At 62.7% G+C, this 12,358-nt stretch carries 16 protein-coding genes; 8 read left to right on the top strand and 8 right to left on the bottom strand.

What is annotated here, in order from left to right:
• Window positions 1–88 precede the first annotated feature (88 nt).
• Window positions 89–478, top strand: coding sequence for a KGG domain-containing protein (locus tag ACQ4WP_RS03980; protein WP_436518777.1), 390 nt, complete (start codon window positions 89–91; stop codon window positions 476–478).
• A gap of 194 nt (window positions 479–672) precedes the next feature.
• Entirely contained in the window at window positions 673–936 is a 264-nt protein-coding gene (locus ACQ4WP_RS03975; RefSeq protein WP_436518776.1) for a hypothetical protein, read from the top strand.
• A gap of 9 nt (window positions 937–945) precedes the next feature.
• Here the strand turns inward: ACQ4WP_RS03975 and ACQ4WP_RS03970 are convergent, their stop codons facing one another.
• Together ACQ4WP_RS03970 and ACQ4WP_RS03965 are read right to left on the bottom strand one after the other, a co-directional pair.
• Complete coding sequence (locus ACQ4WP_RS03970; protein WP_436518775.1) at window positions 946–1,554, bottom strand: DUF2239 family protein; 609 nt, start codon at window positions 1,552–1,554, stop codon at window positions 946–948.
• Between the two features lie 88 nt (window positions 1,555–1,642).
• On the bottom strand, window positions 1,643–2,140 hold the full coding sequence (locus tag ACQ4WP_RS03965; protein WP_436518774.1) for a pyridoxamine 5'-phosphate oxidase family protein: 498 nt from the start codon (window positions 2,138–2,140) through the stop codon (window positions 1,643–1,645).
• A 263-nt stretch (window positions 2,141–2,403) separates the two neighbouring features.
• Here ACQ4WP_RS03965 and ACQ4WP_RS03960 point away from each other — a divergent pair, with 263 nt between their 5' ends.
• The 6 genes from ACQ4WP_RS03960 to ACQ4WP_RS03935 all read left to right on the top strand — a co-directional run bounded on the left by ACQ4WP_RS03960 (window position 2,404) and on the right by ACQ4WP_RS03935 (window position 7,515).
• Window positions 2,404–3,057 (top strand): PepSY-associated TM helix domain-containing protein, encoded by a 654-nt coding sequence (locus ACQ4WP_RS03960; RefSeq protein ID WP_436518773.1) that lies wholly within the window; start codon window positions 2,404–2,406, stop codon window positions 3,055–3,057.
• 32 nt (window positions 3,058–3,089) lie between these two features.
• Complete coding sequence (locus tag ACQ4WP_RS03955) at window positions 3,090–3,605, top strand: DUF2271 domain-containing protein (RefSeq protein ID WP_436518772.1); 516 nt, start codon at window positions 3,090–3,092, stop codon at window positions 3,603–3,605.
• 10 nt (window positions 3,606–3,615) lie between these two features.
• A complete protein-coding gene (locus ACQ4WP_RS03950; RefSeq protein WP_436518771.1) occupies window positions 3,616–4,440 on the top strand; it encodes a DUF4198 domain-containing protein in 825 nt (274 codons plus the stop codon).
• A gap of 26 nt (window positions 4,441–4,466) precedes the next feature.
• Window positions 4,467–5,507 carry an FAD:protein FMN transferase gene (locus ACQ4WP_RS03945; RefSeq protein WP_436518770.1) on the top strand — a complete coding sequence of 347 codons (1,041 nt, stop codon included), beginning with the start codon at window positions 4,467–4,469 and terminating at the stop codon, window positions 5,505–5,507.
• Between the two features lie 13 nt (window positions 5,508–5,520).
• Complete coding sequence (locus ACQ4WP_RS03940; RefSeq protein ID WP_436518769.1) at window positions 5,521–6,894, top strand: sulfite reductase subunit alpha; 1,374 nt, start codon at window positions 5,521–5,523, stop codon at window positions 6,892–6,894.
• A 69-nt stretch (window positions 6,895–6,963) separates the two neighbouring features.
• Complete coding sequence (locus ACQ4WP_RS03935; RefSeq protein WP_436518768.1) at window positions 6,964–7,515, top strand: glutathione peroxidase; 552 nt, start codon at window positions 6,964–6,966, stop codon at window positions 7,513–7,515.
• Between the two features lie 32 nt (window positions 7,516–7,547).
• Here the strand turns inward: ACQ4WP_RS03935 and ACQ4WP_RS03930 are convergent, their stop codons facing one another.
• The 6 genes from ACQ4WP_RS03930 to ACQ4WP_RS03905 form a co-directional block, all read right to left on the bottom strand.
• Window positions 7,548–8,774, bottom strand: coding sequence for a DUF2325 domain-containing protein (locus ACQ4WP_RS03930; RefSeq protein ID WP_436518767.1), 1,227 nt, complete (start codon window positions 8,772–8,774; stop codon window positions 7,548–7,550).
• A 38-nt stretch (window positions 8,775–8,812) separates the two neighbouring features.
• Window positions 8,813–9,139 carry a hypothetical protein gene (locus ACQ4WP_RS03925; RefSeq protein WP_436503469.1) on the bottom strand — a complete coding sequence of 109 codons (327 nt, stop codon included), beginning with the start codon at window positions 9,137–9,139 and terminating at the stop codon, window positions 8,813–8,815.
• A gap of 85 nt (window positions 9,140–9,224) precedes the next feature.
• Window positions 9,225–9,422 (bottom strand): hemin uptake protein HemP, encoded by a 198-nt coding sequence (hemP, locus tag ACQ4WP_RS03920; RefSeq protein WP_034750559.1) that lies wholly within the window; start codon window positions 9,420–9,422, stop codon window positions 9,225–9,227.
• 251 nt (window positions 9,423–9,673) lie between these two features.
• The gene (locus ACQ4WP_RS03915) at window positions 9,674–10,480 is read right to left on the bottom strand and encodes a Crp/Fnr family transcriptional regulator (protein ID WP_035821063.1); all 807 of its coding nucleotides are present in this window, start codon (window positions 10,478–10,480) and stop codon (window positions 9,674–9,676) included.
• Between the two features lie 327 nt (window positions 10,481–10,807).
• Entirely contained in the window at window positions 10,808–11,452 is a 645-nt protein-coding gene (locus tag ACQ4WP_RS03910) for a response regulator (RefSeq protein ID WP_034750556.1), read from the bottom strand.
• A gap of 159 nt (window positions 11,453–11,611) precedes the next feature.
• Window positions 11,612–12,079, bottom strand: coding sequence for a universal stress protein (locus tag ACQ4WP_RS03905; protein WP_436518766.1), 468 nt, complete (start codon window positions 12,077–12,079; stop codon window positions 11,612–11,614).
• Between the last annotated feature and the right edge of the window lie 279 nt (window positions 12,080–12,358).

Raw genomic sequence — 12,358 nt, 5'->3', positions numbered from 1 at the left:
GCACTAAGATGAGGCTTCCCTTGCCGTGCGAGGGGGAAGAATTGCATGGTTTGCACTGTTTTCTGATTCATCGATCAAGGAGATCATCATGGCCACATCGAGCGACAATAAACAGCAAGGCAGTAAAGCCGGTAGCAGCAGTAGCAGCGGCGGCAACAAGCAAAGCGATACCAGCAAGCAAAGCGATACCAGCAAGCGTGGCTTCGCTTCCATGGACCCCGCCCAGCAGCGCGAAATCGCCAGTGAAGGTGGACGTGCCGCGCATGAAAAGGGCACGGCGCATGAATTCACGTCGGAAGAAGCGCGCCGCGCAGGCAGCCAAAGCCACAAAAACGATGCCAGCCGGCAAAGTGCCACCAGTTCCAGCGGTGCGCGTGAGAATTCCGGCATGAAGCAGGATGGCAACCGCGACAGTGGCAACAAGCAAAGCGGCGGTACCGGTTCAGGGACGGGCTCGTCCGGTTCGCGCAACAAGTAAGCGGAAGCGCTAGCAAGGCACGCCTGGCCGGCGGGAATCGCGCATTGCCGCTGGCCAGTCGCGTCGCTTTTCAGCCAGCCGCAAAATTTTGATGCAATGCAGCAGGCATGGACTATGATGAAATAACTGCGCCGGTCACGGCCAATTCGCAGTCAATTTGCAATCAACTCGCACGCACGACCAGGGAGAAGATGATGGGCAACGCCACTACGCCGCAGTCCGGCAATAGCCAGGGCGGCACGCCGTCCACGGCAGGCAGCAAACAAAGCACGGCGGAGTCGGCCGAGAGCTTTGTACTGGTCGATAGCGAGCAAGGACTCGATATTGGCGACGATCTGTTTTCCATCGGCGAAGTGCGGCGCGCCGACCGCTTGCCCCATCATCAGTCCGGCTCCGCAGGGCAGAGCCGGCAGAGCGCCGACAATGCCCCCGACACCACGGGCAGCACGGGCGTATGACCGGGTCGCCTAGCTTTCTTCACGCTCGGCCCATGCCCGCTGGGCCAGCTGCAAGACGTGTTCGCGCACGTCGGCTGGCCATTCCTGCACGCATGCCAGGAACGCAGGCTGCTTGCCGGCGAACAGGGCGCGGCTGGCTTCCTCGAAGCCGGGCGCATCGCCCGCCAGCGCGTTCATGACTTTATAGGTCGCTTCGCGCGCCTGGCGCTGCTCGTCGTGCGCCTTGTTGCCGCGCTGTGCGTGTTCCACCAGTTTGCGCAAGGCCACGGAGGCGCCGCCCGGCTGCGTCGCCAGCCATTCCCAGTGACGCGGCAGCAGGGTGATTTCGCGCGCCACCACGCCCAGCTTCGGGCGGCCCGGCATGCGTGCGGGCGGGGGCGCGTCTTCCTGCGGCGCTGGCGCCGGCGCGGGTTCGCGTGGCAGGCGCTGCAGCACGTCAGCCAGGCTACCGCGCAGGTTCAGGTCGACCTGGCTGCCGCTGGCATCGTCGAAAATCAGGATTTGCGCATCGGGATCGCGCGTCACCAATTCATGCAGTGTTTGCGCCACCGCATGCAATGTGCCGGCGGCAACTTTGTGTGGGCCCGAAAAGGCGGTGAGTTGGGTGGGTGCGTGCATGTCTTGCCTCCAGTGAGTGACGATGCACGCAATTTTACCCGGGTCAAATTAAAAGTCAATAACACCCGGGTAAAATATGGCAGCCCTGCTACAGGTCGACCCGGCCGTGTTCACCCAGGTCTTTCGGTGGCTCGCCCGTGATGGCGGCCTTGGCCATTTCATAGAATTGCATCATCTTGCTGGCGCTGCTGTCCCAATACTCGGCCGACTGGATCGTCACCTTGATCAGCGACAGCTTCGGATCGTCGAGCCCGCCCGGGAACCAGGCTTTCGTCAGCGGATTCCACAGCTCTTCCGCCTTGGCGCGGTCCTTCAGCAGCTGCGCATGGCCGCAGACGGACACATACAGGCTGTCGCCCGTGTCGACAAAGCTGACATTGACTTGCGGATTGTTCAGAAAATCGCGCGTGTAGGCGGCCTCGTCCGAGACAAAAAACCAGATTTGCCCTGCGTTGTCGACTTGCTGCTGCGTCAGGGGCCGGCTGGTGAGGGTGCGCATGTCGTCGCTGGTGGTCAGCATGCCGAATTTGACGTCCTTGATCTTGGCCGCGATACTGGCCAGTTGTTCGCTGGAATACGATTGCATTGGGGTGCTCCCTTGATGGTTGTCCTGAACAACAGCATAGGCGGGTGCTGCACGCGGCTCTGTACGGCAGCTTACGTAGTGGGGGTGCTTTGTTTCAAAACTGTTACAAAACGCTGGCCTGGCGGGGCGCCCATGTATTGACTTAATAAATGATAATCATTATCATTTGTTTGAAGCGATGGGCATGAACTTTGATTGAAGGATGGGAATGAAGCACACTGACTTGTCGCGCCACCTGGCTGGCTCCTTGCCGGGAGCCCTCGATGGGTAATGCGGGCGCCGCAGACAAGGCCAAGAACAACGCCAGCCGCGCCGTCTGGCTGAAGAACTTGCATCAATGGCACTGGATCAGCTCGGCACTTTGCCTGCTGGGCATGTTTCTGTTCGCCATTACCGGCATTACTCTGAACCACGCCGGCCAGATCGAAGCCAAGCCGTCGATCACGCGCCAGAAGGCGGAATTGCCGGTACCCCTCGTCACGGAACTGGCCGCGTATGCCGCCAAGCATGATGGCGCCAACGCGCCCATGCCGGCCGCCGCCGAGATCTGGCTCAAGCAGCAATGGTCGCTCAACGCGGGCGGCCGTCCCGCCGAATGGTCGATCGACGAAGTGTATCTGCCGCTGCCCAAGGCAGGCGGTGACGCCTGGGTGCGCATCGGCCTGGAAGATGGCGCCGCCGAATATGAGCTGACGGATCGGGGCTGGGTGTCTTGGCTCAACGACGTGCACAAGGGCCGCAACACGGGCGTGGCCTGGAGCTGGTTCATCGACATTTTTGCTGGCGCCTGCATCGTGTTTTGCCTGACGGGTTTATTGATTTTGAAGTTCCACGCGGCCAACCGGCCATTTACCTGGCCGATGGTTGGCCTCGGTATCTTGATACCCTGCGCGATCGCCTTGCTGTTTATCCACTGATCGTTTTTACTTTTCTTTTTTACAGGCACACCATGAAATTACGCTACTCCCTGGCGCTTGGCCTTCCCCTGATCGGTACTTCGGCGATGGCGGCCGACCTGGCCCTCAAAGTTGAAATCCCGCAACTGAACGTGGCGGAATATCACCGTCCCTACGTGGCGGCGTGGCTGGAAACGGCCGATCAAAAGGTTGTCGGCAACCTGACTGTGCTGTATGACGTGAAAAAGAAGGACAAGGCAGGCGAGAAGTGGCTGAAGGACATGCGCCAATGGTGGCGCAAGAGCGGCCGCGACCTGGCCATGCCGGTTGACGGCGTCAGCGGCGCCACGCGCGCGCCGGGCGAACATACCCTGACTTTCCCGGGCGCCAAGGCCTTGCTCGACAAGCTGCCGGCCGGCGAATACCAGGTGGTGGTGGAAGCGGCGCGCGAAGCGGGCGGACGCGAACTGGTGCGCGTGCCGTTCCAGTGGCCGCTGAAATCAGCCCAGTCCGTTCCTGGCAAAGGCAAGGAAGAACTCGGCAATGTCGTCGTCCAACTCAAACCATAAGGCGCACATCATGTTCAATCGATTCAACAAATCCCTGATCGCCCTGGCCCTGGCCGGCCTGGCCATGAACGCCCACGCCCACCGCGGCTGGATGGTGCCATCGAGCACGATGGTGGAAAGCAAGGACGCCTGGGTGACGGTGGACGCCGCCGTCTCCGATGGCCTGTTCGAGATCGACCACCAGCCGCTGCGCCTGGACGCGCTGCAAGTGACCGGCCCGGATGGCGCGAAAGTGGCGCCGGCGAACACCGTCACGGGCCGCTTGCGCAGCGTCTTCGACGTGAAGATGGAAAAGCCGGGCACCTATAAAGCGGCCATCGTGTCGCAAAACGTCATGGCCAGCTACAAGCAAAATGGCGAGCAGAAACGTTTCCGCGGCAACGAGGAAACCTTCAAGAAAGACATGCCAGCCGATGCGCAAGACGTGAAAGTCACGCGCACGGCCAGCCGCCTGGAAACCTTCTTCAGCAATGGCGAAACCAGCACCGAAGTGTTCAAGCCGACAGGCGTGGGCCTGGAATTCGTGCCGGTGACGCATCCGAACGACTTGCGTGCGGGCGAGAAAGCCACGTGGCGCTTCCTGGTCGATGGCAAGCCGGCGGCCAACCAGGCGTTCAGCCTGGTGCCAGGCGGCGTGCGCTACCGTGGCGTGCTGGGTGAAATCCGCCAGAGCACGGATGCCAAGGGCGAGATCACGTTTACGGTGCCGGCGGCCGGCATGTATTACCTGAGCAGCACCTGGCCAGCGGCCGCACCGGCCGTGGCCGGCCAGCCGCCAGCCATGCCGGAGCGCCGCATGACATACGCGGCTACCGTGGAAGTGCTGCCGCAGTAAGCGGCGGCCTCTTCACGAGAGCGCCGATGCGCCGGGTCCTGCTGCCCCAGCATATTTCCGATCAGGTCGCGCCGCCCGGCGCCGCGATCCGGGACTTGCGCGGCTTGGCTATGGGCACCATCTGGTCGGTGCGCTTGCTGGAGTCCGCCATGCCGGGACGCGCCGGTAGCGCCGACCTGCAGCAAGGCTTGCAGCAACAGCTGGACCTTATCGTGGCGCAAATGAGCCATTGGAGCGACGAGTCCGACCTGGGCCGCTTCAACCGGGCCGAGCCCGGTAGCTGGCACAGCCTGCCCGCCGCCTTTTGCGAGGTGCTGGGTTTTGCCATGCACGTCTCGCAAGCGTCCGGTGGCGCGTATGACCCGTGCGCGGGTGCGCTCGTCAACCTGTGGGGCTTCGGTCCCCGCAATCGCTACGATGAGCCCGGTTTTCTGCCGCCGAAAGGTGACACGGTGGCGCTGCTGCTGGCGCAGCGCCAGCGCCGCCGCCTGGAACTGGACTTGCTGGCCCGCCGCGTGCGCCAGCCGGGCGGCTTGCAACTGGATTTTTCGGCCGTGGCCAAGGGCTATGGCGTGGACCGCCTGGCCCGCTACCTGGACAGCCAGGGCATTCATCATTACCTGGTGGAAGTGGGCGGCGAGTTGCGCGGCGCCGGTAGCAAGCCGGACGGCCAGCCGTGGTGGGTGGTGCTGGAACAGGTCGATGGCGCCGCCGATAGTGCCGATAATGCACAGCATCCGGCAGAAATGCTGCTGGCGCTGCATGGCTTGTCCGTGGCGACTTCGGGCGATTACCGGCGTTTCTTTAAGGACGGCACAGTTCGTTTCTCACACACCATTGATCCGCGCAGCGGCATGCCGATCGCCAATCAACTCGCTTCCGTCACCGTCGTGCACGCCGAGTGCATGGCAGCCGATGCCTGGTCGACGGCCCTGACGGTGCTGGGCCCGGAAGCTGGCATGGTGCTGGCCGAAGAGCAGGGCCTTGCCGCGCGCTTCCTGCAGCGCGACGGCCATGACTACCACGAAACGCTGAGCAGCCAACTACTGGCCATGCTCGACGAATGAACCATTACTTTCCATGATTTTTACGCACGATACGACACGGCTGGCCTTGCTGGCCGCCCTGACCCTCAGTTATGCGGGCGTGTGCCTGGCGCCCTGGCTGCGCACGCGCACCAGGCGCCGCGCGGCCGACGCCGCCAAGGCAGCGCTGGCGAATAGTCCCGCCTGGCTGGTGGCGTATGCGAGCCAGACGGGCAATGCCGAAGAGTTGGCTACGCAAACGGCGCAGAGCCTGCAACTGGCCGGCATCCCCGTGCGCCTGTGCGCGCTGGCCGAACTCACGGCCATTGATCTGCAACAAGCGGAACGAGCCTTGTTTTTAGTCAGCACGTATGGCGAAGGCGATGCGCCTGACAATGCGGCCGCCTTCATGGGCCGATTCATGACGCGCGTGACAGGCGAGCTTGCGCTGCCGCAATTGCATTATGGCGTGCTGGCCCTGGGCGACCGCAGCTACGGTCACTTCTGCGGCTTCGGCCGCGCGCTGGATGCCTGGCTGGCGGCGCAGGGCGCCTCGCGCCTGTTTGAACGCATCGAAGTCGACCGCAGTGCCAGCGCCACCATCGAGCAATGGTTCCAGCATCTGAGCCACCTGGCCGGCACCAGCGACGCGCCGGACTGGAGCGCGCCCGCCTTTGGCGACTGGCGCCTGACGCACAGGCGCCAGCTCAATCCAGGCAGCGCCGGCGGTGCCATCTTTCATGTGGAGCTGGCGCCCGTGGCGGGCAGCCTGCCTGACTGGCAGTCGGGCGACCTGGTGCAGGTGGCGGCGCCGGCGGATTCCACCCAGCCACGCGAATATTCGATCGCTTCGATCCCGCGCGATGGCGGCGTGCACTTGCTGGTGCGCCAGCATGCGCATCCCGATGGCAGCCTGGGACTGGCCTCGGGCTGGCTGACGGCGCAGGCGGCTGTGGGCGACGTGGTGCAACTGCGCTTGCGCCAGCACCGGCGTTTCCGCCTGGAAGACAATGCCCAACGGCCATTAATTCTGATTGGCAACGGCAGCGGCATCGCCGGCTTGCGCGGCCACCTGAAAAACCGTGTGTTGGCCGGTCAGCGGCGCAACTGGCTGATCTTTGGCGAGCGTAACGCGGCCCACGACTTCCATTATCGCGAAGAAATTGAACAGTGGCACGCCAGCGGCGATCTGCCGCGCCTGGACCTGGCGTTTTCGCGCGACCAGGCGGAGCGGACCTACGTGCAGGACCGCCTGCGCGGCAATGCCGACGAGGTCAAACTGTGGTTGCAGCAGGGCGCCGCCATCTACATTTGCGGCAGCCTGGCCGGCATGGCGGGCGGCGTCGACCAGGCCCTGCAAGAGATGCTGGGCCGGCAAGCGCTCGATGCGCTGGCGGCAGAAGGGCGCTACCGGCGCGACGTGTACTAAGTTTTTGATGCCGCCAGCGCGTTCGCGCGCACACAGCTATGATGCTTGTTTCATCCGAGGAGAAGCATCATGAGCGACAGCATTTACGACATTCCCTTGCGCCGCATCAATGGCGAACCCGCCAGCCTGGACGCGTATCGCGGCAAGGTGGTGCTGGTGGTCAATGTCGCCTCCGCCTGCGGCTTGACGCCGCAGTACGAAGGACTGGAAAAGCTTTATGCCGACAAGCAGGCCGAGGGCCTGGTGGTGGCCGGCTTTCCCGCGAATGAATTCGGCGCGCAGGAGCCGGGCAGCAATGCCGAGATCGCCGACTTTTGCCGCGGCACTTACGGCGTGCAATTTCTCCTGTTTGAAAAAATCGTCGTCAAGGGCCCGGGCCAGCATCCGCTGTACCAGCGCCTGGTGCAAGAGCAGCCGCGGGCGCAGGAAAAGCCGGGCAGCGATTTCCGCGCCAAGCTGGCCGGCTACGGCATCACGCAGGAGCAGCCCAGCGACGTGCTGTGGAATTTCGAGAAGTTTTTGATCAGCAAGGAGGGCAAGGTGGTGGGACGTTTCGCGCCCGATACCACGGTCGACGATGCGATCTTGCGCGAGGCCATCGCGCGCGAGCTGCTGGCCTAGGCGTGTCGGCGGCGCTTGCCGCGCCGCCTTTGTTACTCCGCCGTGTTCAGCGCGGCCGGTTCCATTTCGCCGCTCACTTCCTGCAAGCCGCGCGCCAGGCTGGAGATGCTGGGGTTGTCGATGAAGACGCAGCGCTTGCCCGTGCGCTTGCAATAATCCTTGACGCGCCAGTAGGCGCTGTGGCTGATGCAGCCCGTCTGGCAAATCACCAGGTCGGCCGCCGCCAGGCTCGAATCGAGCAGGTTGGCATTGTCTTCCAGGCCGCCGTCGTGGTGGGCGAACTGCGCACCGACCCGCTCGATCAGGGCGCGGTAGGTGGCGACATTGCCGCTGCGTCCACCCACGCACAGGACGCTTTGATCGACCAGGCGGATCGGCATTTTCAGCTTGCCGCCGGTCGGCACTTCCAGCTTCGGTGCCGGTGGCGGCACGGCTGCGGTCGGACGTGGCTGGGCTTGCTTCAATTCCGCGATTTGCTGGCGCAATTCCTTTTCGCGCTCATCCATTTGCGCCAGGCGCTCGACCAGGCGCGTGCGCGATTCCAGCGCCGGGATGGCTGCCTGCAGCTGCGCCAGCTCCGCGCGCAAGCCGTCGATTACGCTATCCTTGCCGATGGCCTCGGCCCGCGTGCGCAGCAGCACGGCTTCCTGGCGTTCCAGTTCGCCCGTTTTTTCCATCAGTGCGGCCTGGCTGCGCTGTTGCAGCTTGGCCAGTTCGTGCGCCAGGCGCGCATTTTCTTCCTGCAGGGCCGTAAATTTACTCATGTCGGCGCGCACGCAGGCGCCGGCCTGGTGCTGGATCATGTGCAAGTCGCGGCACATCTGCTCTTCCAGCTCGGCGTCGCAGCGCGGGTGCGTCAGGCCTGCCCAGAAGGCGCCCGACACGTCGCCGTTGGCGACGGCCGTGCGCCACAGTTGCGCTACCTGTTCCGTGGTCTTGGCGCCGCGAAAGCGCAGGATCACGGGGGCGTAGCGGCGTTCGAGTTCCTTTTGCAGCGCTTCGGACAGGCGGTTGCGCGCGCCGCATTCCGTCACGGCGCCCACGTGCACTTCATAGTCGTCGGCCAGCACGCGCCCGCCCGTCATCTTGCCCACCAGCTTGCGCAGGTATCCCAATGGCAAACCCACGCCGACCAGCGGGCAATGGCAGGTATGCGACAGTTCCCACAGCCGGCGGCGGCGCGAAGCGAGCGCGGCCGTTTCGGCCCCGTCGCTGGAACAATTGCTGATGACGGGCAGGGACTGGTCTTTGTCACACATGGCGATATCCTGTTGGGCGATGGGGTGTTGAAGAGAAATTATTGCGGCAGGGGCGAGGCAGGGCGCTTGGCGCTCAGCATGCGTGCCAGGCGCTCAAACAAGGTGGTCCTGGGCGGTGCGGGCCGGTGCAGCGCCACCAGGGCGGCCCATTGCTGCGACAGTTGCTGGCAGGTCGCTTGCAGCACGGGCCCCAGGCCGGGTGAACTGGACAGCACTTGCAGATGGCGTTCGATGACGCCCGCCAGTTTCTCGCAGGGACTGCCCGCATGGTAGTGCGACATCAGGTGCAGCACGGCTGACAGCAGCAATTCAGGCTGTTGGCCCTGCGGGGACGGAAACATCGGGGAAGGTCGGTCATTCGCCATCAAACACTCCTGTGCGGTGGTTTGGCTGGCTGTGCGCACGGGACGCGACTGGCTGGCGAGTGTGGTGACTGGCTGCCGTGCTGCTTCAGGCAGTCAGGATCAGCTTGTTCAATTGGGTGACGCGCAGGCGATAGATCTTGCCGCTGTGCTCAATCTCCACTTCGCGGCCCTGCTGCAGCAGCGCTTCGCTGGTGATGCGGCGCGCCGGTTGCGCCATGCTGACGGGAGGACGAACGTGGGCGGTAGCGGCATCCTGGATCAAGGCTGGTTTTGAGCTTTGCATGTTGGGCTTTCTTTGTCTCAGTTGAGAATGATTCGTATTTGCATTATTGTTGAATGTGGCCCGAAAAGCAAGGCTTATTTGTGCAAAATCTGCGTTTTTTACGGCGGCAGGGCAGCTTGGATGAGGGGGCTGCGCAAAGGCGGCCGCAGGCGCGGCGCGGAAGGGGAGCGGCAGCAAAAAAGACCCGGCAAGGCGTTGCGCGCCTTGGCCGGGTCAAGCCTGTGCCAAGCTTGAAGGAATCGGGGGGCGCGTTAAATGGTGGCCAGCAATTGCGCCGAGGCGCTGGCGGCGGCGGTGGTGTCGGCCTTGAGCTTGGCGGCGGCCAGCTGCTTGGCGCGCGAGCGCGAGGGCGGCAGGCGGCGCAGGGTTTTCAGGGCGTCCGGATCCTTGATGCCGATGGTGCGCTGGTCGACCGTGATCAGGCCGATTTCATTGAAGGCGGACAAGGTGCGGCTGACCGTTTCCAGGGTCAGGCCCAGGTAGCTGCCGATTTCATGGCGCGTCATGCGCAGGTTGAACAGCTTGCTTGAGTAGCCCATCTGCGCGAAGCGGTCGGCCAGCGAGACGAGGAAGCGCGCCACGCGGGCTTCGGCGCTGAGGGCGCCCAGCATGCCGATCATCGCCTGTTCGCGCACCAGTTCGCGGCTCATCACGCCGTACATGACATTTTCAAGTTCCAGGTGCACGCGGCCCAGCGCCGTCAGCTTCTTGAACGGCAGCAGGATCAGGTCGCAGTCGGACAGGGCCACCGCTTCCGAGGAGTAATGGCGCGAGTGGATGCCGTCGACGCCCAGCATGTCGCCCTTCATGGGAAAGCTGAGTACCTGCTCATTGCCGAATTCGTCGATGAGCACGGTTTTCAGGAAGCCCGAATTAACGATGTACAAGGTGTCGAAGGGCTGGCCGATGGTGTGCACGCGCTGCCCCGTCTTGAATTGCACGTGCTGGAACAGCAGCTCGTCGGCGGCGATGGTGCAGGCGCTGGAGATATGCAGCAGGTCGCACACCTCCTTCAGGTTCGACCATAGCCGCCCTTGGCGCTGGCGCCCCGCTTCCATCGGAGAGGAGGGGGCCAGCGATGGAGAGGCAGTGCGGGTTTCAGGCGTTTGCGTGGACAGCATGTTCATCTCCTGGTGACAGGTAGTTCAGAGTTGAATGACAAGGTGCGCAGGACGGCGGGCGGGCAAGGGTCGGCGGCGCGCGTCCAGGCTGGTAAATCTCAATTCGCTGAAGACTTGCTGTGTGATGAAATAACTTCCCAGCAACTTGATTACTGGTTTCAGTATGCCAACAACCGTATGCAATTAATATCAGCAGTGGCTGAATATGGCAGTAGGAGCTGTGGCAATTGATGTAGGATTGTTCCTACGCGCTGACGCGCATGGTCAGGTCTTGAAGGGGGACAGCAGGCGGTGCGCCACGGCATACTGGACCATTTCCGACAGCGAACTCATGCCCATCTTTTGCATGATGCGCGTCTTGTGCGTACTCACCGTCTTCACGCTCAGGTGCAGATTGTTGGCGATTTCCGTGATCGACTTGCCCGCCACCAGCAGGGAAAAGACTTCGAACTCGCGGTCCGACAGCTGTTTGTGCAGCAAGCTTTCATTTGGCATCATGATGTTGAGCACGAGCTGCTCTGCCACCTCGGCGCTGATGTAGGGGCGCCCCGACGCCACCTTGTGGATGGCGCCCACCAGCTGGGTGCCCGCGCTTTCCTTGGTCAGATAGCCTTGCGCGCCGGCGCGGATGGCGCGCACCGCATATTGCTCTTCCTCGTGCATGGTGAGGATCAGGATGGCCAGCTTGGGCGCCTCGCTGCGGATTTGCCGTATCAGGTCGACGCCGCTGCGGCCCGGCATCGACAGGTCGAGCAGCAACAGGTCGAAGCCGCCCTGGCGTACGTGGTTGAGTACCTCAAAGCCGTCGATGGCTTCGCCCACGATGTCGATGTCCGGCGCGCCGTCAAGGATGCGCTTCAATCCTTCTCGCATGATGGTGTGGTCGTCGGCAATCACAATACGTATCATAGGCGCGCAATCTGGAAGCGTGTAATTTGCCCTGGCCGTTTTGTGGCGGCCGGCCAGGTATTAAGAAACGAGAAACGTTGTCATTTTAACTGAAATGGCCGCAGTTTTGCCTTTTACCCGATATAGGGGCTGCGGCGGCCTGCGTGGTCATGTGACCCCTTATTTCGATGGGGGTTCCTTGATCAGCCTATGCACGAGCACCGGCAATTTCGAGTGCGACAGTACTTTGTTGGTCACGCTGCCGAGCAGCAATTGCCCCCAGCCGCTGCGGCCATGCGAGCCCATGAAAATCAGGTCGCATTGCTGCAATTGCGCTACTTCCACAATTTTCAGGGCGGGGCTGTCGGAAAAGGCTGTCAGGCCCGTCGCTTCCAGGCCCCGCTTGGCGGCCGCGTCGAGGATGGGCTGCCAGTGGTCGGCGCCCGCCTTGCGCATGGCGATGCGGTATTCCTCCTCGCTGGGATAGCTTGGTGGAATGATTTCGATGTACACCGGGTACTGGTATTCGGGCGCCACATAGACGGCAAGGATGTCGGCTTGCATCTGTTCGGCAAAGGCAACGCCGGCACAGGCCGTCAGGTTGGAGACGGTGGAACCGTCCGTGGCGATCAGAATTTTCTTATACATGGCAGGTCCTTTGGCGGTGACTCAGCGCGCGCAACGCCCCTTATTGTAGGCGCGGCGGCAGCATGGTATTCATGTAAAGACTTGATAATTATCAATACTATTGCACCTTCAGTATAGACAACATTGGCAGAAAGATCGTGTTTTGTCCGCAACGATATCCGTGGCGCACTGTTGCGCAGGCGCCCGCGAGCAGGATTTCTTGTACGGCGCGTGGTCTTGCAGGCACGCCAATGGTAGTATTTCAAAATACAACAGCAGGAACACTTATTTCCTGACGGA

This window comes from Janthinobacterium lyxosi (assembly GCF_051380665.1).
In the GTDB taxonomy this organism is placed as follows: domain Bacteria; phylum Pseudomonadota; class Gammaproteobacteria; order Burkholderiales; family Burkholderiaceae_D; genus Janthinobacterium.
This window is presented reverse-complemented; position numbering and strand designations above follow the sequence as displayed.

Bases quoted from the DNA above. Each gene is read 5' to 3' on its own strand.
- ACQ4WP_RS03980 (WP_436518777.1), top strand. From the start codon at position 89: ATGGCCACATCGAGCGACAATAAACAGCAAGGCAGTAAAGCCGGTAGC.
- ACQ4WP_RS03975 (WP_436518776.1), top strand. From the start codon at position 673: ATGGGCAACGCCACTACGCCGCAGTCCGGCAATAGCCAGGGCGGCACG.
- ACQ4WP_RS03970 (WP_436518775.1), bottom strand. From the start codon at position 1,554: ATGCACGCACCCACCCAACTCACCGCCTTTTCGGGCCCACACAAAGTT.
- ACQ4WP_RS03965 (WP_436518774.1), bottom strand. From the start codon at position 2,140: ATGCAATCGTATTCCAGCGAACAACTGGCCAGTATCGCGGCCAAGATC.
- ACQ4WP_RS03960 (WP_436518773.1), top strand. From the start codon at position 2,404: ATGGGTAATGCGGGCGCCGCAGACAAGGCCAAGAACAACGCCAGCCGC.
- ACQ4WP_RS03955 (WP_436518772.1), top strand. From the start codon at position 3,090: ATGAAATTACGCTACTCCCTGGCGCTTGGCCTTCCCCTGATCGGTACT.
- ACQ4WP_RS03950 (WP_436518771.1), top strand. From the start codon at position 3,616: ATGTTCAATCGATTCAACAAATCCCTGATCGCCCTGGCCCTGGCCGGC.
- ACQ4WP_RS03945 (WP_436518770.1), top strand. From the start codon at position 4,467: ATGCGCCGGGTCCTGCTGCCCCAGCATATTTCCGATCAGGTCGCGCCG.
- ACQ4WP_RS03940 (WP_436518769.1), top strand. From the start codon at position 5,521: ATGATTTTTACGCACGATACGACACGGCTGGCCTTGCTGGCCGCCCTG.
- ACQ4WP_RS03935 (WP_436518768.1), top strand. From the start codon at position 6,964: ATGAGCGACAGCATTTACGACATTCCCTTGCGCCGCATCAATGGCGAA.
- ACQ4WP_RS03930 (WP_436518767.1), bottom strand. From the start codon at position 8,774: ATGTGTGACAAAGACCAGTCCCTGCCCGTCATCAGCAATTGTTCCAGC.
- ACQ4WP_RS03925 (WP_436503469.1), bottom strand. From the start codon at position 9,139: ATGGCGAATGACCGACCTTCCCCGATGTTTCCGTCCCCGCAGGGCCAA.
- hemP (WP_034750559.1), bottom strand. From the start codon at position 9,422: ATGCAAAGCTCAAAACCAGCCTTGATCCAGGATGCCGCTACCGCCCAC.
- ACQ4WP_RS03915 (WP_035821063.1), bottom strand. From the start codon at position 10,480: ATGGAAGCGGGGCGCCAGCGCCAAGGGCGGCTATGGTCGAACCTGAAG.
- ACQ4WP_RS03910 (WP_034750556.1), bottom strand. From the start codon at position 11,452: ATGATACGTATTGTGATTGCCGACGACCACACCATCATGCGAGAAGGA.
- ACQ4WP_RS03905 (WP_436518766.1), bottom strand. From the start codon at position 12,079: ATGTATAAGAAAATTCTGATCGCCACGGACGGTTCCACCGTCTCCAAC.